This is a genomic window from Marinobacter lipolyticus SM19 (genome assembly GCF_000397065.2).
Classification (GTDB): domain Bacteria; phylum Pseudomonadota; class Gammaproteobacteria; order Pseudomonadales; family Oleiphilaceae; genus Marinobacter; species Marinobacter lipolyticus.
Map to the genome: position 1 here is coordinate 115018 of NZ_KE007325.1, position 19035 is coordinate 134052.

At 58.2% G+C, this 19035-nt stretch carries 18 protein-coding genes; 9 read left to right on the forward strand and 9 right to left on the reverse strand.

Annotation, left to right across the window (positions count from 1 at the left end; genetic code table 11):
- Positions 1-155 precede the first annotated feature (155 nt).
- Both tpx and MARLIPOL_RS10090 read left to right on the forward strand, forming a co-directional pair.
- Positions 156-653 carry a thiol peroxidase gene (tpx, locus tag MARLIPOL_RS10085; protein WP_012137977.1) on the forward strand — a complete coding sequence of 166 codons (498 nt, stop codon included), beginning with the start codon at positions 156-158 and terminating at the stop codon, positions 651-653.
- Between the two features lie 127 nt (positions 654-780).
- On the forward strand, positions 781-2061 hold the full coding sequence (locus tag MARLIPOL_RS10090; RefSeq protein WP_051123137.1) for an MATE family efflux transporter: 1281 nt from the start codon (positions 781-783) through the stop codon (positions 2059-2061).
- On the opposite strand, the gene MARLIPOL_RS10095 is transcribed toward MARLIPOL_RS10090, so the two are convergent.
- Entirely contained in the window at positions 2047-2472 is a 426-nt protein-coding gene (locus MARLIPOL_RS10095; RefSeq protein ID WP_012137979.1) for a thioesterase family protein, read from the reverse strand. The genes MARLIPOL_RS10090 and MARLIPOL_RS10095 overlap by 15 nt on opposite strands.
- Before the next feature lie 292 nt (positions 2473-2764).
- On the opposite strand from MARLIPOL_RS10095, the gene MARLIPOL_RS10100 reads away from it, so the two are divergent.
- On the forward strand, positions 2765-4402 hold the full coding sequence (locus MARLIPOL_RS10100) for an MBL fold metallo-hydrolase (protein ID WP_012137980.1): 1638 nt from the start codon (positions 2765-2767) through the stop codon (positions 4400-4402).
- A 37-nt stretch (positions 4403-4439) separates the two neighbouring features.
- On the opposite strand, the gene MARLIPOL_RS18345 is transcribed toward MARLIPOL_RS10100, so the two are convergent.
- On the reverse strand, positions 4440-4598 hold the full coding sequence (locus MARLIPOL_RS18345; RefSeq protein WP_012137981.1) for a YqaE/Pmp3 family membrane protein: 159 nt from the start codon (positions 4596-4598) through the stop codon (positions 4440-4442).
- Positions 4599-4823: 225 nt separating this feature from the next.
- Here MARLIPOL_RS18345 and MARLIPOL_RS10105 point away from each other — a divergent pair, with 225 nt between their 5' ends.
- Positions 4824-6167: a succinylglutamate desuccinylase/aspartoacylase family protein gene (locus MARLIPOL_RS10105; protein WP_036191239.1), complete on the forward strand. Its 1344-nt coding sequence runs from the start codon at positions 4824-4826 to the stop codon at positions 6165-6167.
- Positions 6168-6212: 45 nt separating this feature from the next.
- Complete coding sequence (locus MARLIPOL_RS10110) at positions 6213-7127, forward strand: DMT family transporter (RefSeq protein ID WP_012137983.1); 915 nt, start codon at positions 6213-6215, stop codon at positions 7125-7127.
- A 69-nt stretch (positions 7128-7196) separates the two neighbouring features.
- Here the strand turns inward: MARLIPOL_RS10110 and MARLIPOL_RS18810 are convergent, their stop codons facing one another.
- Both MARLIPOL_RS18810 and MARLIPOL_RS10120 read right to left on the reverse strand, forming a co-directional pair.
- Positions 7197-7814 carry a PEP-CTERM sorting domain-containing protein gene (locus MARLIPOL_RS18810; RefSeq protein WP_012137984.1) on the reverse strand — a complete coding sequence of 206 codons (618 nt, stop codon included), beginning with the start codon at positions 7812-7814 and terminating at the stop codon, positions 7197-7199.
- 180 nt (positions 7815-7994) lie between these two features.
- Positions 7995-9176, reverse strand: a complete 1182-nt coding sequence (locus tag MARLIPOL_RS10120; protein ID WP_012137985.1) for a MalY/PatB family protein — start codon at positions 9174-9176, stop codon at positions 7995-7997.
- 208 nt (positions 9177-9384) lie between these two features.
- On the opposite strand from MARLIPOL_RS10120, the gene MARLIPOL_RS10125 reads away from it, so the two are divergent.
- Together MARLIPOL_RS10125 and MARLIPOL_RS10130 are read left to right on the forward strand one after the other, a co-directional pair.
- Complete coding sequence (locus tag MARLIPOL_RS10125; protein WP_012137986.1) at positions 9385-10272, forward strand: AEC family transporter; 888 nt, start codon at positions 9385-9387, stop codon at positions 10270-10272.
- Between the two features lie 121 nt (positions 10273-10393).
- Positions 10394-12901 (forward strand): acyl-CoA dehydrogenase, encoded by a 2508-nt coding sequence (locus MARLIPOL_RS10130; protein WP_012137987.1) that lies wholly within the window; start codon positions 10394-10396, stop codon positions 12899-12901.
- A 79-nt stretch (positions 12902-12980) separates the two neighbouring features.
- Here MARLIPOL_RS10130 and MARLIPOL_RS10135 read toward each other — a convergent pair whose 3' ends face one another.
- The gene (locus MARLIPOL_RS10135) at positions 12981-13940 is read right to left on the reverse strand and encodes a LysR substrate-binding domain-containing protein (protein WP_012137988.1); all 960 of its coding nucleotides are present in this window, start codon (positions 13938-13940) and stop codon (positions 12981-12983) included.
- Positions 13941-14173: 233 nt separating this feature from the next.
- Between MARLIPOL_RS10135 and MARLIPOL_RS10140 the strand changes: the two genes are divergently transcribed.
- A complete protein-coding gene (locus MARLIPOL_RS10140) occupies positions 14174-15076 on the forward strand; it encodes a DMT family transporter (protein ID WP_036191378.1) in 903 nt (300 codons plus the stop codon).
- Here MARLIPOL_RS10140 and MARLIPOL_RS10145 read toward each other — a convergent pair.
- From MARLIPOL_RS10145 to MARLIPOL_RS10160, 4 genes are all read right to left on the reverse strand, one after another.
- Positions 15046-15468, reverse strand: coding sequence for a hypothetical protein (locus tag MARLIPOL_RS10145; protein WP_012137990.1), 423 nt, complete (start codon positions 15466-15468; stop codon positions 15046-15048). The genes MARLIPOL_RS10140 and MARLIPOL_RS10145 overlap by 31 nt on opposite strands.
- A 152-nt stretch (positions 15469-15620) precedes the next feature.
- A complete protein-coding gene (locus MARLIPOL_RS10150; RefSeq protein ID WP_012137991.1) occupies positions 15621-16205 on the reverse strand; it encodes a gamma-glutamylcyclotransferase in 585 nt (194 codons plus the stop codon).
- A 51-nt stretch (positions 16206-16256) separates the two neighbouring features.
- Entirely contained in the window at positions 16257-16883 is a 627-nt protein-coding gene (locus MARLIPOL_RS10155; protein ID WP_012137992.1) for a MarC family protein, read from the reverse strand.
- Between the two features lie 93 nt (positions 16884-16976).
- A complete protein-coding gene (locus MARLIPOL_RS10160) occupies positions 16977-17978 on the reverse strand; it encodes a GlxA family transcriptional regulator (RefSeq protein WP_012137993.1) in 1002 nt (333 codons plus the stop codon).
- 113 nt (positions 17979-18091) lie between these two features.
- Between MARLIPOL_RS10160 and MARLIPOL_RS10165 the strand changes: the two genes are divergently transcribed.
- Positions 18092-19000 (forward strand): alpha/beta hydrolase, encoded by a 909-nt coding sequence (locus tag MARLIPOL_RS10165; protein ID WP_012137994.1) that lies wholly within the window; start codon positions 18092-18094, stop codon positions 18998-19000.
- Positions 19001-19035 lie beyond the last annotated feature (35 nt).

Below are 19035 nucleotides of genomic sequence, written 5' to 3' on the forward strand. Positions count from 1 at the left end.
GGAGTGCCACTCTGGCCGATCGCCCCAAGCTTGAAGCCTGTTATAGACGGTGCCACCCTGACAGCCATGTACCAAGGTCGAGGATGAAAAATCATCCGATCTGAGCTAAACAGAGTAAGCTGTTACATCAGAATCCAGACAACAGGAGCATCGCAATGAGCAACGTAACCCTCGATGGCAACCCCATAGAAGTCAGCGGAAAATTCCCCACACCCGGCGACAACGCCGCACCCTTCACATTGACCAGCAGCGGCCTGGAAGAAGTCAAACTCGAAAACTGGGCCGGCAAACGCAAGATCCTCAACATCATCCCCAGCATCGACACCGGCGTGTGTGCCGCCTCCACCCGCAAATTCAATGAAAAAGCCGGCGGCCTCGACAACACCGTCGTACTCGTTATCTCCGCCGACCTGCCCTTCGCAGCGGGCCGTTTCTGTGGCGCGGAAGGCATCAAAGATGTGGAAACCCTCTCCACCTTCCGCAACTACAGCTTCCAGCAGGATTACGGTGTTGCCATCCAGAGCGGGCCCCTGGCCGGCCTGTGTTCCCGTGCGGTCATCGTGCTGGATGAGAGCAACAAGGTCCTGCACAGTGAGCTGGTCAGCGAAATCAAAAACGAACCGGATTATGACGCGGCCTTGAAGGTGCTTTGATCCTGTCCAGTGTCGGGTTACGCTTCGCTAACCCGACCTACCGTCACTTCAAAGTCCTGACCCGAGCACCCGTCATTCCGTGAGTACAGCACCCGACAACACCACCCTGGCCCGCCAGCTCTTCTCCATGACCTGGCCCATGCTGTTCGGGGTGCTCTCACTGATGACCTTCCACCTTGCCGACAGTGCCTTTGTGGGTCAGCTGGGGCGTGACCCACTGGCCGCCCTTGGCTTTACCGTACCCATGCAACAACTGGTCAGCGGCATGTACGTTGGCCTGGGCATTGCCACCACGGCGATCATCTCCCGCACCCTTGGCCAGAACGACGAGTTCAGGGCACAGCGACTGGGCGGGCTGGTCGTCACTGTCGGTGCATCCCTGGCGTTGCTGCTGTGTGCTTCCGTCTGGCTGCTACAGACGCACATCCTTTCCCTGCTGGGCGCGGAACCGACCCTGCTACCGGTCATCAACGAATACTGGGCGCCCTGGCTAGTATCCGCATGGACCGGGGCCATGCTCTATTTCGGATACAGCATCTGCCGTTCCCATGGCGACACCAAGTTGCCAGGCTACCTGATGATCGCCACCAGTCTGCTCAACATCGCACTGGACCCTTTGTACATTTTCGTCTTTGGCTGGGGCCTTCCAGGGGCAGCCTGGGCCACCATTACCGCGTTTGGCATAGGCACCCTGATAATCTACCCCACCCTATTTCGGCGCCAGTGGATCAGCTTCCAGTTGCGGCAGCTCAGCCTGGGCAAGGCACTGAAGCAGCTCAATGGCATCATGGCGCCGGCCATGGTCAGCCAGTTGATGCCGCCAGCCTCGGCCATGTTAGCCACCGCCCTGGTGGCGGGATTCGGCTCCGCAGCGGTTGCCGCCTGGGGACTCGGGACCCGGCTGGAGTTTTTCTCGATTGTCGTGGTGCTGGCACTGACCATGTCGATGCCGCCAATGATCGGGCGCATGCTAGGGGCAGGTGATATTGACCAGATCCGCAAACTGGTACGGCTGGCGGTGCGTTTCGTGGTGGGCTGGCAGCTGGCCATTGGCCTGATCTGGCTATTGGCCTCGGGCCTGGTCGCTCAGTTGTTTACCAGCGACGGCGAAGTGCAGCAGGTGCTGGGCAACTATCTGGTGCGGGTGCCGCTCAGCTACAGCGGGTTGGGTGTCTGCATGTTGATGGTGTCGGTGTGTAACGCGCTTGGGCTGTCACTGAGAGCCTTACTGGTCTCCACGTTACGGCTGTTCGTCTGTTTCCTGCCGCTACTGTGGATTGGCTCGCAGATCAGCGGCCTTACCGGTCTGATGAGCGGTGCACTGGTGGGGAATCTGATGGCCGGCGCGATGGCTTACACCTTCTACCGCGCCGGCATGGCCAGACTTCAGCAATCAGGCGAAGCGTGAACGGAAGTCTTCCGGCATCGGCACGACGGCCTTGCGCTGGTAATTGAAGAAGACGAAGCCGTACTTGGCCAGCGCCACCGGTTGGCCACTCTCGGCTTTGCTGACACGGAACACGAAATCCCCACCGTACTTGTTGAAATCCATCAGCCCGACCTCAAAGCGCAGCATTTCCGGGAAAAAGGATTCGGACTGGTACATGGTGGCCAGGTCAGTGACGATAATCCCGATGCCATTCTGATCGGCTTCCTGGATGCCGTACTTCACCAGGAACTGGGCCCGAGCTTCCGAGAGCATGGATATGAGGGCATCATTGCCCAAGTGATTGGCGCCGTTGATATCGGTGATCCGAACCGGCATCTTGGTTTCAAAACAAAAAACGTCATCCGGGAAAGAGAGCTTTATACGGGCCAAGTTCAAAATCCTGCCGGGAGAAAGTTTCGGGGGAGACGCCATGATACTTGGTTGCAGTCTCCCTATCACCCCAAGACAGCGAGTCAAACATTGGTTATCTTGGATTTGTTATTGGCGGCCCGCACCAGCACTGGATGAAAGAGGTTGGGAGGCTGCTGTCAAAACTGTGCGGAGCCATGGATGGCGGAGCCCAAGCGTCACATGGATGTGCCGAAGGAGCGTGTTTTGACAGCAGCCTCCCTACCTCTTTCCCGCACCCAGGCCTGACAAACGGAACACTAATGGAAATGCTATGGATATTCGCCCTGCTGCAACACTGGTTCTGACACGCGACACTTCTGAAGGCCTTCAGGTTCTGCTTTTACAGCGCACCTGGGAGGCAGTTTTCATGCCCGGTTATTTTGTTTTCCCCGGCGGCGCTGTGGATGAACAGGAGCCGCTCGGGCGCGAACACGCCCTTGGTCCGGCTGATACCGAGATCAGTCAGACAATGAGCGTCGACGAAGGCGGTGCCGATTATATGCTGGCAGCGGTGCGGGAGTGTTTTGAGGAGGCCGGGGTTCTGCTTGCGCTCGATGAGCGCGAGCAGCCACTCGGCAGTGACCATCCAGCCCATGGCGATCGTGAGGCCGTATTTCGGGGCGATATGTCGCTGGCGGATTTATGCCGAAAGCACCGATTGTCTATTCCGCTGGATCGACTGGCCTATCTGGGTCACTGGGTGACTCCCCCGGGACCACCAAGACGGTTTGATACCCGGTTTTTCGTTACTGTAGCGCCGGAAGGGCAGATCGCGAGTCACGACGGGGTAGAGACGATCGATCATCTGTGGATCGATCCCGGCGCGGCTTTGGAGGAACACCGTAACGGTCAGCGTTTACTGGGACTGCCCACCATTCGGACCCTTCGGGTGTTAAGCAGCTTTAACACCTCGGAGGCACTGATGCGGTATGCCCATGCCAATCCACCGGAGAGCTATCCTGATCAGCCCTGGCCGGCGGTAAAGAAAAGCGGGCCGGTTATGCTGGAACCGGGCGCGCCGGCCTACGATGAGGCCGCCAAGCTCGACCCGGAGGGAGAAGGCACCACCCGGGCGGAGATTGTCCCCGGTGAGCCGGTGGAGGTGGCTGCGGGCGTGATCCGGCTGACCGCGCCGAATCCGGGCGTAATGACGGGGCCGGGTACCAACACCTATATTCTGGGGCATGAACGGTATACGGTACTGGACCCAGGGCCGGACGATGACGTTCACATCGAGCGTATTCTGAAGTTCACCGGAGGGGTGATCGACCAGGTCGTGGTCACCCACACCCATCGGGATCACTCCCCGGCCACCACCGCACTGAAAGCTCGAACCGGATGCCGGGTTTACGGGTTATCAGCCCCAGCGGGTGCCTCCCAGGACCAAACCTTCGCTCCGGATGATGAACCGGCACACGGCGATCTGATTGTTTCCGAGGCAGGTATCCTGAAGGTTATCCATACCCCCGGCCACGCCTCTAACCACATTTGTTACCTGCTGGCCGATCAGGGTCTGTTGTTCTCTGGTGATCACATTATGCAGGGCTCAACGGTGGTGATTAACCCACCGGATGGTGACATGAAGGCCTATCTCGAGGCATTGTACGATTTGCTGGCTGAGCCTGTCCGATACATTGCACCGGCTCATGGCTTCCTGATGGGACATCCGGAAGCGGTCATTGATTTCCTGATCACCCATCGGCTGGCACGTGAACATAAGGTCGCCAGGACCCTGAAAAGTCTGGCGCCGGTAACACTCAAGGATCTGACCGCAAAGGCTTACGACGATGTACCAGCCGCTATCCATGGCGTTGCAGCGCGCTCGGCACTCGCGCACTTGCTGAAACTTGAAGCAGATGGCAAAGCCTCTCAGCAAGGTGATTACTGGTCAGCAACCGATAGCATCTGAAAAGAAAGCCCGGCATATCCGGGCTTGTCGCTGAAGCTTATTTCTTGGCGATGATATAAACCGCATGAACAATGCCGGGAATATAGCCCAGAATGGTCAACAGGATGTTGATCCAGAAGTGCTTGCCAATGCCCACCTGTAAAAAAACGCCCAACGGCGGTAACAAAATAGCAACCAGAATTCGCAAAAGATCCATACAGTTCACTCCCTTCAGCACGTATAACTGTCATATAAACGTAGATAATTATCTGTAGACCGACTTTCGGGGTCTTTCTCCAAAATACACAAAGATTTCATGAAGGTGGCATTAAACCTTTGTCACAGCCGTATTCATGATAGCAAGGGCGCTTTATCCTAGACTCCGTTTTCGCCGCCGGAACTGGGTGCTTCGCTCTGACCGGCTGACGACTTGTGAGGATCTATGCTATTGAAATGGTTCAGAAATCCATACATTCTGGCAGGGCTGGCGATCGGCACACTGGTTGGTGCCTATCCCGCTTCTGCAAATCAGGCCAAAAAGACCACGGAGATTCTGGTCGCCGAGCTGGCTGAAGATGAGAGTGTTGAAGACGTAGAGAATTCCGAGCCACGCAAGGGTGCGCGGGTAAAGCCTGCGCGCAAAGAAGAAAGTGATCAGAAGGACGAGCCATCCGGCACAGCCCAACACGAGTCGTCTGAGACGGAAGCGGAGAAAACCTCAAAGGTCGCTCCCAACATCGACCTCAAGGAAGTTGCTCCTGTTCCGGAATCGCCGGTTGAGGACGGAGTCAAAGAGGAAATCTCCGAACCGGCCAAACCTGAAAAAGCCACCAGCTTTTCGCTGCTGGGTTCTGAAGTGCGTCCCGGCACATCCTCGCGTCTGGCCTGGTCACCCAACATCCAGATTGCGGGATTGTCTCAGCCCACCCCTGTTCTGGTGGTGAACGGTGTTAACCAGGGCCCGACACTGTGTCTGACCGGTGCCGTTCACGGTGATGAACTGAATGGCATCGAGATCGTACGGCGCACCATGTACGACCTCAACCCCGAGAAAGTCTCCGGGCGGGTCGTCGGTATTCCCATCGTCAACCTTCCGGGCTTCCAACAAGGCAGCCGCTACCTTCCCGACCGCAGGGACCTGAACCGCCACTTCCCGGGCAGCCCGAACGGCAGTCTGGCTGATCGGATTGCCCATTCGCTGTTTGAGAACGTCATCCGGAATTGCGACATGCTGGTGGACATCCACACCGGGTCCCAGAAACGCACCAATCTGCCCCAGCTGCGGGCCGACATGAACAATCCGGATGTGGCCGCGCTGACACGGGGTTTTGACCGCATGGCCGTCGTCCACAGCTCCGGATCCCCCGGCATGCTGCGTACTGCGGCAGTGGAAGCGGGCATTCGCACGGTCACCATGGAGGCGGGCGAATCCCACCGCATCCAGGAGCAGCAGATCGACGCCGGAGTAAACAGCCTGACCAGTCTGATGGAAAAGGAAGGGATGATTTCGCGGATGTTTGTCTGGGGCGATCCCGAACCGGTTTATTATGACTCCGACTGGATTCGCGTAGAGCACGGCGGCATCCTGTTCAGCGAAGTCGACCTCGGTGCCCGAGTGTCGGAAGGCGAAGTACTGGGCTACGTGGCAGACCCCATTACCAACGCCCAGCACCCGATTCGGGCAATCAGCAAGGGCCGGATAATAGGCATGGCCGTGGACCAGGTGGTGATGGCTGGCTTTGCCGCCTACCACGTTGGTACGGAGGCAGAGGTGCCCGGCGAATAGTATGCTAACGGCTCCCGATGCTTATGGACGATCACAGGAGCCAGCATGTCTTTTCACCCCCCGAAACCATTATGGCTGGCCTATGTTGGGCTGGTACTTACACCACTGTTCTGGGCGGGTAATGCCGTCGTTGCCAAGGGTGCGATCGACAATATCCCGCCCCTGTCCATGTCATTCTGGCGCTGGGTAATCGCCCTGGTGGTCATCCTGCCCTTTGGGCTGCCGGGCATCCTGCGCCACCGTCGGGTCATTCGTCAGTATCTCGGCTCGATGCTGGTACTCGCCACCTTCAGTGTTGCGGCCTTCAATTCCCTGCTGTACTACGCAGCCATTAGCACCAGTGCCACCAACATCGCCCTGATCAACGCCACCATCCCCATCTTTATCGCCTTGCTGGCCTGGCTCCTGCTGGGCGACCGCACCCGTCCAATCCAGATACTGGGTATCCTGCTGGCGGTTCTGGGCATCCTGACAGTGGTCGCCCGTGGAAAGCTATCTGTACTCACTCAACTCCAGGCTCAGCCCGGAGACCTGATCATGGTAGCAGCGGTGTTCAGTTGGGGGCTGTTCTCAGTGCTGCTCAGGAGACAGGCCGTGCCGTTACCGGCCCTGACCTTCCTGACCACCCAGATCGCCCTTGGCACTCTGGTGATCCTGCCGTTCTACCTGATCGAATTAACGTTCTTCAAGGGTGGATTTGAGGTCGGCCGCGCCACCGTCATGCCGCTGCTGTATTTCGCATTTTTCCCCGGCATTCTCGCGTACGCGTTCTGGAACCACGGCGTCCACAAGGTGGGCCCGGCCCGGGCCGCGATGTTTATGTACCTGACACCGGTATTTGCTTCCGTACTCGCAGGTGTGTTCCTTGGCGAGCGTCTGGGACTTTTCCATATTGTCGGGGGCGTGTTGATATTGGCGGGACTGTTCCTGGCTACGCGTAAAACACCGGCCAGGCAATAACATGAAAATACGGAATCCAGGGGCTCCTTCCCCTGGATTCCGATGCAACATCTGGAAGTTAATTTCCTCTCAACTGGCTCGGCGACGGGCGCGCAGGGTCAGTCCAAGCAAACCCAGTCCAAGCAGTGCCAGAGTGCCCGGTTCAGGAACCTGAGATGCATCGGAGAGCAGTTCGATTTTCGCCTTCACCTTGGCTCCGTAATACTCACCATCGTGCAGGCCAAAGAGATAACCCTCATTGAATACAGCGTCAAACAGGGTCACCCGCAAAAGCCCATCCCCGAGGGCGCCAAAGACCAGGTCCAGAGGACCGTCCCAGGTCAGCTCTCCTGCCTGATAGTGGCCCCAAAAACCGTCCTTCACACCAACAGTCTCACCATCCACCGAACCGGTCATGACCTCAGGCGAGGTGAAGCTGAAGTCGACGGAAATCGGCTGAGATAACTGATCATCGTCATTGACCGCACTTTCCCCGGTCCAGATCTTGAAGAGCGTGAAGTACTCACTATCTCCCTCATTCAGATCGAACGTGAAAGGGTTATCTGCAATATCCGAAGAATGCACCACCAGCCCTGGATCCGATGAATTCAGGTTCACCTGATAGCTCGCAGAAATCTGCGCCGCACTCGCCAGTGTTGGGAAAAACAATACAGCGGCCAACAACGTGACCAGTGTAATACGTGGCATACTTGCCTCCCTGGGTTTCCCCATAATCCATTTATGAGTAATGCCCTGAACATGAGGCATCAGCAATGCCAAAAACGGTCTTTTATTGAAAAACCAGACACCTGGGGGCTTCGCTGAAAATGGCTCCCGCCTACATTGTAAAAAAAGCTGACAGCCAGTGGAGGGAGTTTCGATCAACCGCTAGCGTACACACCGTACAACCGCCGCCTCAACTTGCTCCAGAGCCCGTTCCAGAACTGCCCTGGGGCAGCCAATGTTCATCCGCATAAATCCTGATCCACACTCACCGAAGGTGAAGCCCGGATTCATGCCGATCCCCGCATCCCTCACAAAGAACTGTTTCAAATCCTTATCACCCAGGGACAGCGCGCGGCAGTCCAGCCATAGCAAATACGTGCCCTCGGGTATCGACACCGTGATTTCCGGCAGGCGTTGCTTCAGATAATCCGCCACATAGTCCCGATTCTGCTGCAGGTAGGCCATCAATTCATCAAGCCAGGGGCCACCGTGTCGGTATCCCGCCTCAAAGCCGGCAATGCTGAACGGGTTACACTGCCCCATGTGCAGGGAATCAAACACGGCTTTCATCGTCTGGCGGCGGGCTGCATCTGAAATCACCAGCGCCGACAGGCCCAGACCTGGCATATTGAAAGTCTTGCTTGGCGCGACGGCGGTGACCAATGCATCCTCAGGACCCACCAGCCGGGCGAGTACGTGATGCACCGGTTTATCCGGGTACACCAGGTCACAGTGAATTTCGTCGGACAACACCACCAGACCGTGTTGGCGGGCAATATCCAATACCGCACGCAGTTCCTCCTCGCTCCATACCCGGCCAACGGGATTATGGGGAGAGCAAAGCACCAGCAGGCGGGCATCGTCGCGGGCGGCGCACTGCTCCAGGTGCTCCAGGTTCATCTGATAATGCCCGTCCACACAGTCCAGCGGATTCTCGATCACCGTCCGGCCGGTCTGTTTGATGGAACTGAAGAATGGTGGATATACCGGCGACTGGATGATCACCCCCTCACCAGCTTCCGCAAACGCGAGGCATGCTGCGTGCAGCGACGGTACCACCCCCGGCGCCATCAGTATCCAGTCGCGTTCGATGGTCCAGCCATGACGCTCCCGGAACCAGTCGATCATGGACTGATACAGGGATTCCGGGAACAGCGTATAGCCGTATACGGGGTGGCGTGCCCGGGCTTCCAGCGCCCGGGTAACGGCTTCCGGTGCGGGGAAGTCCATATCCGCCACCCATAATGGAATCACGTCCTCTGTCCCGAACACCGCGCGGCGGGCGTCAAATTTGACCGAACAGGTCTGTTCACGGGTAACAGGTTTGTCGAAATCTATGGGCACGTGGCGCTCCGGTCGGCAAATTAAAGGGATTGATGGCCCTCATTCTGTGGCAGGAACATTGGTAGCCGCAACCCGACGCACCCGGGTCCCAGTAACCTAGGGCTTTGGTCGAAGATTTTCAGGTTTTTCTTGCCGACCATGGCCGACACTTGCGAACCTAACGGTTTATTACCCATCGGCTGAAACACACACCCGTCGGAGCTTTCGAATGATTGGTCAGATCCTGTCCACAATGTTGCCGGTTTTCCTGATTGCCGGATGTGGCGCACTGTATGGCCGTTACCGAACCCCCGATATCCAGGGCCTGAACACCCTGAACATGGAGCTGTTCGTTCCCATGCTGGTGTTCGCAGTACTGGCAGATCAGCAGGCACCGCTGCAGGAATACACCAGCCTGGCCCTGGCCGCGACGGTGGTGGTGCTGGGCTCCGGCATTGTCCTGTATCCCCTCGCACGGGTGCTGAAGCTGGACCTGAAGACTTTCCTGCCTCCGATGATGTTCAACAATTCCGGCAACATGGGCATCCCGGTGCTGGTATTTGCCTTTGGCGAGGCCGCTCTGCCAGCAGCCATCGTGTTGTTTATCGTGGAGATGCTGCTGCATTTCACCGTGGGCCTCTACATGCTGGACCCGCACACCTCCATCCTCAAACGGCTACGCCTGCCCGTTGTATTTGCCAGCATTGCCGGCCTGACAATCAATGTCGGCGGGGTCCCGATGCCGGACTGGCTGCTGGAGACCCTGAACATGCTGGGCGGCGTGTGTATCCCGCTGATGCTGTTTACCCTGGGCGTGCGCATGCTGGATGTGGACTTCAGCGACTGGAAGCTGGGCATGCTGGGCGCTATTGCCTGCCCACTCTCCGGTCTGATTCTCGCCTGGCCGATGATTGCCATACTGGATCTTCCGGGCCTGCAGGTGGCTGCCCTGTGGGTCTTTGCCGCACTTCCGCCAGCAGTCCTCAACTACATGGTGGCAGAGCAGTACCAGCAGGAGCCCCACAAGGTGGCGTCTCTGGTCCTGCTCAGCAACCTCGGCAGCCTGGTGGTGATGCCCATTGTGCTGGGGCTGGTGTTTGCGGCCGGCTATGTATGATCTTCAGGCCAGAATCTGTGTTTGTCGCTTGCAACTGCCCAGTCTTTGATCGATGGTAAAGGAAGCTTCGTAATACCTTCTCAAATCTGATTGATTTCATTCGTGATATGGAGGTCTGCCCATGAGCGTCCTGCTCCTTCTGATCAGCGCACTGGTCCTGATTTATCTTGGCATTGGTGGCCAATCCGCCGCGATAGTGATGGTTATCGCCACCATCGTCGGCTTGTTTCAGGATGGTTGGCACCTGCTCAGCATACTGTTTGGCGGCGGTTTACTCGCCCTGGCCCTACTGCTGGTCTTCCCTGGTGATCTCCGCCTCGACAAGCTGAGCCGCCCCCTGCTGGGTTGGGTTCGCAACCGCCTGCCGCAACTCTCGGAAACCGAATCCGAAGCGCTCAAATCCGGCTCCGTGGACTGGGACGGCGAACTGTTCTCCGGCCAGCCGGAATGGTCAAAGCTGCTGGACGCCAAACCTGCTCACCTCACCAGTGAGGAACAGGCGTTCCTGGATGGCCCGGTGGAAAAACTCTGCGCCATGCTGGACGACTGGAAAATCACCCATGAGAACTATGACCTGCCGGATAAGGTGTGGAAGTTCATCCGCGAGAAAGGTTTTTTCGGGCTGGTGATTCCGAAAGAGGATGGCGGCCTGGGCTTCTCCAATACCGCCCACTCTGAAATCGTGATGAAGATCTCCACTCGCAGCGTATCCACTGCCGTTACGGTAATGGTGCCCAATTCACTGGGCCCCGGCGAACTGCTGATGCATTACGGCACCGACGAACAGAAACACCATTACCTGCCGCGACTGTCCGGTGGAGAGGAGATTCCCTGTTTTGCACTGACATCTCCCGTGGCAGGCTCGGACGCCGGCGCTATTCCCGACAAGGGGATCGTCTGTAGGGGGCAGTGGAATGGCAAGGAAGTGCTGGGACTGAAAGTTACCTGGAACAAGCGTTACATTACCCTGGCACCGGTAGCGACACTGATCGGCCTGGCCATCAAGGTCTATGACCCGGACAAACTGCTGGGTGGCCAGGACGACATTGGTGTCACCTGTGTCCTGGTCCCCCGGGAGACCGAGGGCGTCAACGCCGGCGCCCGCCACCTGCCGATGAATACGGTGTTCATGAACGGGCCCACCTGGGGTCACGAGGTGTTCATCCCCATGGAACAGGTCATCGGCGGCCAGGACATGCTCGGCAAGGGCTGGACCATGCTGCTGGAATGCCTGTCCATCGGTCGCTCGATTTCCCTGCCGGCCCTGGGCACCGGCGCCGGCAAGGTTGCCAGCCTTGCGACCGGCTCCTACGCGTTGACGCGGGAACAGTTTGGCCGTTCCATCAGCCAGTTTGAGGGGGTTCAGGAGGCCCTGGAACCCATTGCCGGCTACACCTACATGATGGATGCGGCACGGCTGCTCACCTCAGGCATGTTGGACCGGGGTGTACGCCCCTCCGTACCATCGGCCGTGCTGAAATACCGTAACACCGATCTGATGCGGGAAGTGATCAACCACGCCATGGATGTGGTTGCCGGCCGTGGTGTGATTACCGGCCCGCGCAACTTCCTGGCGCGGGCCTACCAGGCCGTGCCCATTGGTATTACGGTGGAAGGCGCCAACATTCTCACCCGCAGCCTGATGATCTTCGGCCAGGGTTCCATACGCTGTCATCCCTTCATCGTGGAGGAAATCGAAGCCGCCGGCATGGAGGATGAAGACAAGGCCGCGAAGAAGTTCGATGGTATCTTCTACCGCCACATCGCCCACACCACCCGCAACGCCCTGCGGGCGCTTGTACTGGGACTGACCCGCGGCTGGTTGGAGCCGGTGCCGCGCCAGGGCGATATCAAGCCCTGCTACCGCCAGTTGGCTCGTTTCTCCGCCGCCTTTGCACTGATGACCGACGTCACCCTGCTGACTGTCGGAGGCGGTCTGAAAGCCCGTCAACGATTGTCCGGGCGCATGGCGGATTGCCTGGTGCACCTGTATTACGCCACCGCGGTGATCAAACAATGGCACGAGGAAGGTTACCCGGACGACCAGCGACCACTAGTGGAATGGGGCCTGAAAACCTCCCTGCGTGACCTGCAGGACTCCATGCGCGAGGCCATCATCAACTTCCCGGTGCCGGCACTGCGCTGGCCGCTGCGATTGCTGGTCTTCCCGCTCGGCGCCACCGGCCTGAACGGCCCCGATGACAAGCTGGGCGCCACGGTCGCAAACACCATCGTGGAGGATACTCCGGTACGTAAACGCGTCAGCCGCGGAGCCTACATCAACACCGATCCGGAAGATCCACTGGGACGGGTACTGAACGCTTACCGCCTGGCCAACGAAACCGCCGACATGCGCCACCGGCTGCACCAGGCCATTCGCAACCGCGACGAGGACGAAATCGATGGTATTGCACTGTTGATGGGCCACGAACGCAAGGAACTGGTGGACTGGGCCTGTGAGCAGGGCGTCGTCAAAGAGGAAGAGTGTGACAAGCTGCTTGAGGCACTTGAAGCGCTGTACGACGTTATCCGCGTGGATGCCTTTGAGGGCGAGGGCCTGAAAGCCCTTGCCCGTTGCGCCAAAGGCAAGCGCAAAGTCGTCGAGCGGCCACCCAAGGAAGAGGACTGATCAGGAAACCAATCTGACATGCGGATCCGTCGGCACCCTGGGGGAATTTCACACTTCCCCAGGGTGGCGCGTTGTACGATCAGTTGTCTTCATCCTCGCTTCTTAAACCACCTTGAATGGCCTCACCCACCAGCCAACGCCGTAACAACTGAATCCCCTTTTCGCGGCGGCGGCTGGTTTTCCAGGCGAAGTAGAACTTGTCGCCAGTCATCACCGGGTGGCAAGGCAACCGGACAAAATCTCCCGAATCCTTGCGTGTACTCAGCATGTAATCGTTGGTCAATGCGATGCCCTGATGGAAACGTGCCGCCTCCAGGGCCAACAACATATGACTGAAATGCTGGAGACGAGCCGTGCCCGGAATCCTCTGAGACGCCGCCCGGTACCACGCTTCCCAGTCACCGGCAGCTTTGTCAAAAATGCTGTGGGTCGAAAGGAGCGGAAATCGGGACACCTCCTCCGGTGACAAAGCCGGCTCATCACGCCCCTCAATCTCCGAATCCCGCCCCAATTCCCGGCGGATACGTTGCCAGTAATCCTGGCTACAAACCGGAAACAATCGCTCGGTGTACAACAGCTCATAACTGAAAGCCGCTGAGCTCGGCTTGATGGTAATGAAACAATCCGCCACCCGGTCGGACAACACCGGGTTCTCGCTGCTCATCTCCAGCGACAGATCCAGTTGTGGATGTTCCCGCTGCAGATCCGGCAACCGCGGCACCAGCCAGCGCACGGCAAACGAACTGAACACCGACAGCCTCAACCGCGATTCCTCGTGGCCCAGTAACTGTTCACTTACCCGCTCAATCTGCAACAAGGCCGAACTGATGCCATCCAGATACTGACGGCCTTCGTCAGTCAGCGTCAGCGCGCGGCCACTGCGCCAGAACAGCTTTTCACCAAGGTAGGTTTCCAGCTGTTTGATCTGGTGACTGATCGCACTCTGACTGACCGCTAACTCGTCAGCTGCCAGCGAAAAACTGTTCAGGCGGGCAACGGCTTCGAATACCGGCAGGGACTTCAGGGGTGGCAGCTTCATTATCTAATTTTCTAATACCCGATGGATAAAGATCATTTTATCGGATATTACTACGCCAGTAGACTCGACACCACAAGCTCAGGGAGCCCTGTGCAGCGCCCTTTCCAAAACTGTGCGGAGCCATGGATGGCGGAGCCCAAGCGTACAAGGACGTATTTACAGCGTGTTTTGGAAAGGGCGCTGCACAGGGCGATGACTCCCCAGCGGGAGTGCAGTTTGTAGGGGGTGAAATTATGTCAGGAAAAACCGTAAACAGCGCGATCCTTCTTCTGGTGATCGGCAACGCCATGGCACTGATTTCCGATGTGTTTATCAAGCTTCTGGAACCGGGCGCACCGATTTTCCAGTTTGCCTTCCTCCGCTGCGTAATCACTCTGCTGCTGTTGCTGCCACTAGCCGGCCAGCTGAACCGTAAAGCCCTGTTCGCCGGCGTCGGGGTTCACACCATGCGGGCCCATATCCACCTGTTCGGCATCCTGTGCATGGTCGTAGCACTGGGCAACCTGCCGCTGGCCACCGCCAATGCCATTTTCTATGCAGCGCCGATCCTGGTGATGGTACTGTCCGTCTTCCTGTTCCGGGAGAAGCTGACGCCGCTGAGCGTATTCGCTGTCTTCAGCGGGTTTACCGGCATTGTGGTGATTCTGCGGCCCGTTGAATTCAACTGGGCGGCCATAGCGGCGCTGGGTTCGGCATTCGCACTGGCCATCAACGCCGTCATGGTACGCCAGCTGCCGAAACAACAGTCCACCGTCCACAAGCTGTTCCTGAATTACCTGCTGATTGTGCCAGCCGCAGCGGGCCTTGCGCTGTGGGAAGGCGCCAGCTGGGATAGCTCGATTCTTGCCAGTGCTCTGGGTTCATCTCTGTTCATACTGGGATACAACATCACCGTACTGCTGGCTTACCGGCAGGTGGACGCCAACCAGGTCACCAGCGCCGAATACACCGGACTGATCTGGGCCGTGGGCATTGGCTGGATCTGGTTTGGTGAAGTGCCAGACCTGTGGTTCCTGGCCGGCAGCTCCATGATTGTGGTGCCGCTGATACTGATCGGCCTGAAGCACCGGCGCAAGGCGCCGGCCAGGGGCTTCAATCCCCCCACTCAGCGGCGAGAGGAATCGATCAGCACCTGAGCATCACGGATGATGCGCACCACCCGATGCTCGGTCGGAATATGGTCATCGTATCCCTGATAGGTATCCCGATACCCGGAACGATACCTGTCGTGATAGCCCCCGTGATAATCCCGGCGGTCACGGTACTTGTAACGGTCCTTGTAATAATGGTCTTTATGGTGATGTTTTCTGTGCTTTTTCCAATGCTTGTCCCGGTGGTGTTCGCGGGAATAGCGATCATCCCTGTACCTGGCAGACAGGAACTTCTTCTGCAGGCCCGGCGGCATTGCCGTACCCCGCTCCATCTGCTTCTGGATGCCCGGCGGGAGGCCACGCCCATGCTCAGCCATAACCGGTGAGGCGGCCATCAACAAGCCAACGATACAGGTACTTATCAGCCATCGTTTCATGGTTTTTCTCCCGATCTTGTCTGTTCCTGGATCGCGCTTCCTTCGAAGCCGGAAGCGCGCCCTGAGTTCAGGATATCGATTGGGAGCTGGATGTCAGTGGGTGAGAGGCAGCTTTGCATAACCTTTACGAAAAACCGCTCCGGATTGACGTTTTAACCGCCCTTTGTGTCCACGTTATGGGCAGATTGCATGTGCGATTCAATGGCGAAGGTATGTGGGCACTCCTCACCCAGCATTCTCAGCGACTCCGCCAGCCGCAACAAATACTCGGAATTGGGCCCGCTTGGTCCGCTGGCAGACGTAATCTGTCGGGCGATGTCTTCCTCGGATGCGTGGCCCAGAAAGGCCTCATTGTCTTCCGTGGCAATGTAGACCAGTCCCTCGGCGTGACTTCCATCTTCAAAAGTGAGCTGGATGGTCAGCCGCAGGTAACCATTCTTTTCCCGCACATCCAGATGTTCAAACACACTGGGCGACACCCGGTAGGCTATGCCCTTGCAACGGGCTTCCCGGTTCTCTATCAGGGTCACCACCCGTCCCGGGGCTTCCGGGGTACCCCGGTGGTCATGGGAGCCTTGCCAGAATCGCCTCTGCCAACCGCGAATGGTCGCCGGCCGCTTCTCCAGAAAAGGAAAATCAACCTTGTAGATAAGCGAGCCATAACCGAACAGCCAGACCGATGACACACCATCAAAATTCTGACGTGTGCGATTGTGTTCAATCGTGTTTGCGCTCATTCGTTTACTCGTAACACCCTGCCCTGGATTGAAAATCAGTCCCAACGGCCATCAGCCAATAGACACCATAAACCCGGCAATACCCGTGAGTACAATTTCAGCCGCCATGGCGGACAGGATCAGGCCGCTGATCTTGGACAGGATGTTCAGGCCGGTTTTGCCCAGAGCCTTTTCAAGATAACCGGACAAGCGCAACAGAACCGCCAGGATCAACAGCCCAGACACCAACCCCAACAGCCCGCCGGCAACCTCCGGCACCGCCTTCAGTTCCGCGCCATACACCATGATCGCACCAATGGTGGCCGGTCCTATCATCACCGGAATCGCCAGCGGCACCACTGCGATATCATCGCGGTCCTCTTCCGGCAGACCGGTGGCGTGGTTACGGGTACCACTGGTAACCAGGCTGATCGCAGTCAGGAACAGCAGACTACCCGCGCCAATGCGAAACGAGTTGAGGGTGATGCCAATGGCGTTGAACAACAGCGGCCCGGCAAAGAACAGGATCAGTCCCAGAATCAGCGCCGACATCGTGGAACGACGGATGATGGAACTCTTTTCAGCCATCGGCAGGCCCCGCGTCAGCGCCAGGAACATGGTGACCACAAAGAACGGCGCCAGCAGGAACAGAAAACGAATGGTACTGCTGATGTAGGTGGAGAAAAACGTCTCAAGCATTCCGGGCATTCCAACGGTTAATGAAAGCCGGTAAGCATAGCTTGCCAAAGGGTTTTCTGCCGTACGGAAGTGAACGTATAAGGCGCAGGCCGGTTACACTGCCATGGGTGTGACATAGCTGAAGCGCTTACGATACTGCTCCATGGTGCAGCCCACGGTTCGCTTGAACAATCGCCGGAAAGAACTGGCGTCCTCATAACCCACACCCCAGATAATCCGGGCGGTCTGCTCACGGCTCGACTCCAGTTTATGTTTGGCGGCTTCAATACGCAGGTGCTGGAGATAGCCAATGGGCGTCTCCCCGGTCGCCTCCTTGAACCGGCGCTTGAAGGTTCGCGTGCCCAAACCGGCAACTGCGGCGACTTCATCGATGGTGACCGGCTCGGAGTAATGCTGCTCCAGCCAGGTTTGCGCCTTACGGATGGCATCATCCTGATGAGCCTTGCGGCTGTAGAACGCCATGTAGGGCGTCTGTTCCACCCGACGACCGTCCAGCACCAGCATCTTGCTGCAGGCCAGCGCCACTGACGGTGATGCAAAGCGTTCTACAAGGTAGACGCACAGATCCATGAACGCCGTCGCCCCGCCGGCGCAGACAATCTGGCCGTTATCCACCAGCAGGTGCTCTTCCTCCAGCCGTATACGGGGATAGCGGCTGCGAAACAACGGCCCGGCGCGCCAGTGGGTGGTGGCAACCTGATCGTCCAGCAAGCCCGCCTCCGCCAGCACAAAGCTGCCGGTACACACGCTCGCCAGTACAACGCCCCGCGCAAAAGCCTGTTGCAACCAGCCGTGTATGGGTATGGCTGGCGCCAGGGTGCGCTCCACCCGGTCAGCGCTGACGGCAGCCTCCACAGAGGAACCCACCACGATGAGATCCGGCCGGAAGTCCTCGCGACGAACCGTTGGCGTCACCATGGCACCGCTGTAAGCACGCACCGGCTCGTTATCCACCGTCACCACCTGACAATCGAACAGGGGTTCACTGTGTCCGGCGGGCACACGACCGCAATAGTTGGCCACGGTAAAGAAGTCCATCACCCCGTGTACACCGGAGGCATGGCAGTTGGGCAAGGCAACGATCGCAATGTTCATTCTGAAAATGGCCCTTTCCGCACTTTATATGTCAAATATGACACTCCTGCTGATAACCCGCAAGCCCTAACCTGAAGCTGTCATCCACCAGAGCACGAAGAAGGATTTTCTCCATGACCTCACAACTGAATACACAGTCAGAAATTTTTCGCCATTCCACTCCTGCCAGGGCGCCGGCCAATGTCGGCCTTTCCGCCACACGCCTCGCCCTGCAACTGTACGCACGGGTTTCACCCCAGAAAGCCGGGCAGCTGTTTAACCGCATGGCATTCCGGCCTTCCCGACTGCCGATGCCCACCCGTTACGAGTACCTGCTGGACAACACCGACAGCTATACCCAGCTCCAGCATGGGTCACGCACCATTCCGGTGTATTCCTGGGGCCAGGGCCCGGTAATTCTCGGCGTTCATGGCTGGGCCGGTGCCGGTATCCAGTTTGGCGCCTGGGTCGACCCGCTGGTGGAAGCCGGTTACCGGGTCGTCCTGTTCGACGCTCCGGCCCATGGTCGCGCCCAGGGCGAAAGTACCGATCTGTTCGAAATGGCGGACGTCACCGCCCGCGTGGCCGCCAGCGTTGGCCAGATTCATGGTGTGCTGGCGCACTCCCTCGGCTGCATCGCCGTGGCGAGATCTATCGCAGACGGGCTCCAGGCCAACTACCTGGCCATGCTGGCACCCCCGGTCAGCCTGGCCGCCACAATGAAGAGCCTGGGCCGACAATTCGGGCTGAGTCCGGAGGCGCTGTCCGTGCACCTGCAACTGATGGAAGAGCAGTTTGGAGCCTCGGTTTGGGACAAGCTGGATATGGAAGCGCTGTCTCTGTCCCTCACCCAGCAGGGTCTGATTGTGATCGATGACGACGACACGTCCGTTTCACCGGAACAAAGCCAACGAGTGGCCGGCAACTGGGCCCGGGCGGAGGTGTTGCGCACCAGTGGTCTGGGCCACCACCGCCTGTTGTGGAGCCCGATGGTAGTGGACACCGTGCTCAGGGAGCTGGGCCGGCCCGTCGACACCAACTGATTGCGCCATCGCGCCGGGCCGTTTATGGTTTTGCA

Bases quoted from the DNA above. Each gene is read 5' to 3' on its own strand.
- MARLIPOL_RS10155 (WP_012137992.1), bottom strand. From the start codon at position 16,883: ATGCTTGAGACGTTTTTCTCCACCTACATCAGCAGTACCATTCGTTTT.
- MARLIPOL_RS10100 (WP_012137980.1), top strand. From the start codon at position 2,765: ATGGATATTCGCCCTGCTGCAACACTGGTTCTGACACGCGACACTTCT.
- MARLIPOL_RS10160 (WP_012137993.1), bottom strand. From the start codon at position 17,978: ATGAACATTGCGATCGTTGCCTTGCCCAACTGCCATGCCTCCGGTGTA.
- MARLIPOL_RS18345 (WP_012137981.1), bottom strand. From the start codon at position 4,598: ATGGATCTTTTGCGAATTCTGGTTGCTATTTTGTTACCGCCGTTGGGC.
- MARLIPOL_RS18810 (WP_012137984.1), bottom strand. From the start codon at position 7,814: ATGCCACGTATTACACTGGTCACGTTGTTGGCCGCTGTATTGTTTTTC.
- MARLIPOL_RS10165 (WP_012137994.1), top strand. From the start codon at position 18,092: ATGACCTCACAACTGAATACACAGTCAGAAATTTTTCGCCATTCCACT.
- MARLIPOL_RS10140 (WP_036191378.1), top strand. From the start codon at position 14,174: ATGTCAGGAAAAACCGTAAACAGCGCGATCCTTCTTCTGGTGATCGGC.
- tpx (WP_012137977.1), top strand. From the start codon at position 156: ATGAGCAACGTAACCCTCGATGGCAACCCCATAGAAGTCAGCGGAAAA.
- MARLIPOL_RS10105 (WP_036191239.1), top strand. From the start codon at position 4,824: ATGCTATTGAAATGGTTCAGAAATCCATACATTCTGGCAGGGCTGGCG.
- MARLIPOL_RS10145 (WP_012137990.1), bottom strand. From the start codon at position 15,468: ATGAAACGATGGCTGATAAGTACCTGTATCGTTGGCTTGTTGATGGCC.
- MARLIPOL_RS10130 (WP_012137987.1), top strand. From the start codon at position 10,394: ATGAGCGTCCTGCTCCTTCTGATCAGCGCACTGGTCCTGATTTATCTT.
- MARLIPOL_RS10135 (WP_012137988.1), bottom strand. From the start codon at position 13,940: ATGAAGCTGCCACCCCTGAAGTCCCTGCCGGTATTCGAAGCCGTTGCC.
- MARLIPOL_RS10125 (WP_012137986.1), top strand. From the start codon at position 9,385: ATGATTGGTCAGATCCTGTCCACAATGTTGCCGGTTTTCCTGATTGCC.
- MARLIPOL_RS10110 (WP_012137983.1), top strand. From the start codon at position 6,213: ATGTCTTTTCACCCCCCGAAACCATTATGGCTGGCCTATGTTGGGCTG.
- MARLIPOL_RS10090 (WP_051123137.1), top strand. From the start codon at position 781: ATGACCTGGCCCATGCTGTTCGGGGTGCTCTCACTGATGACCTTCCAC.
- MARLIPOL_RS10150 (WP_012137991.1), bottom strand. From the start codon at position 16,205: ATGAGCGCAAACACGATTGAACACAATCGCACACGTCAGAATTTTGAT.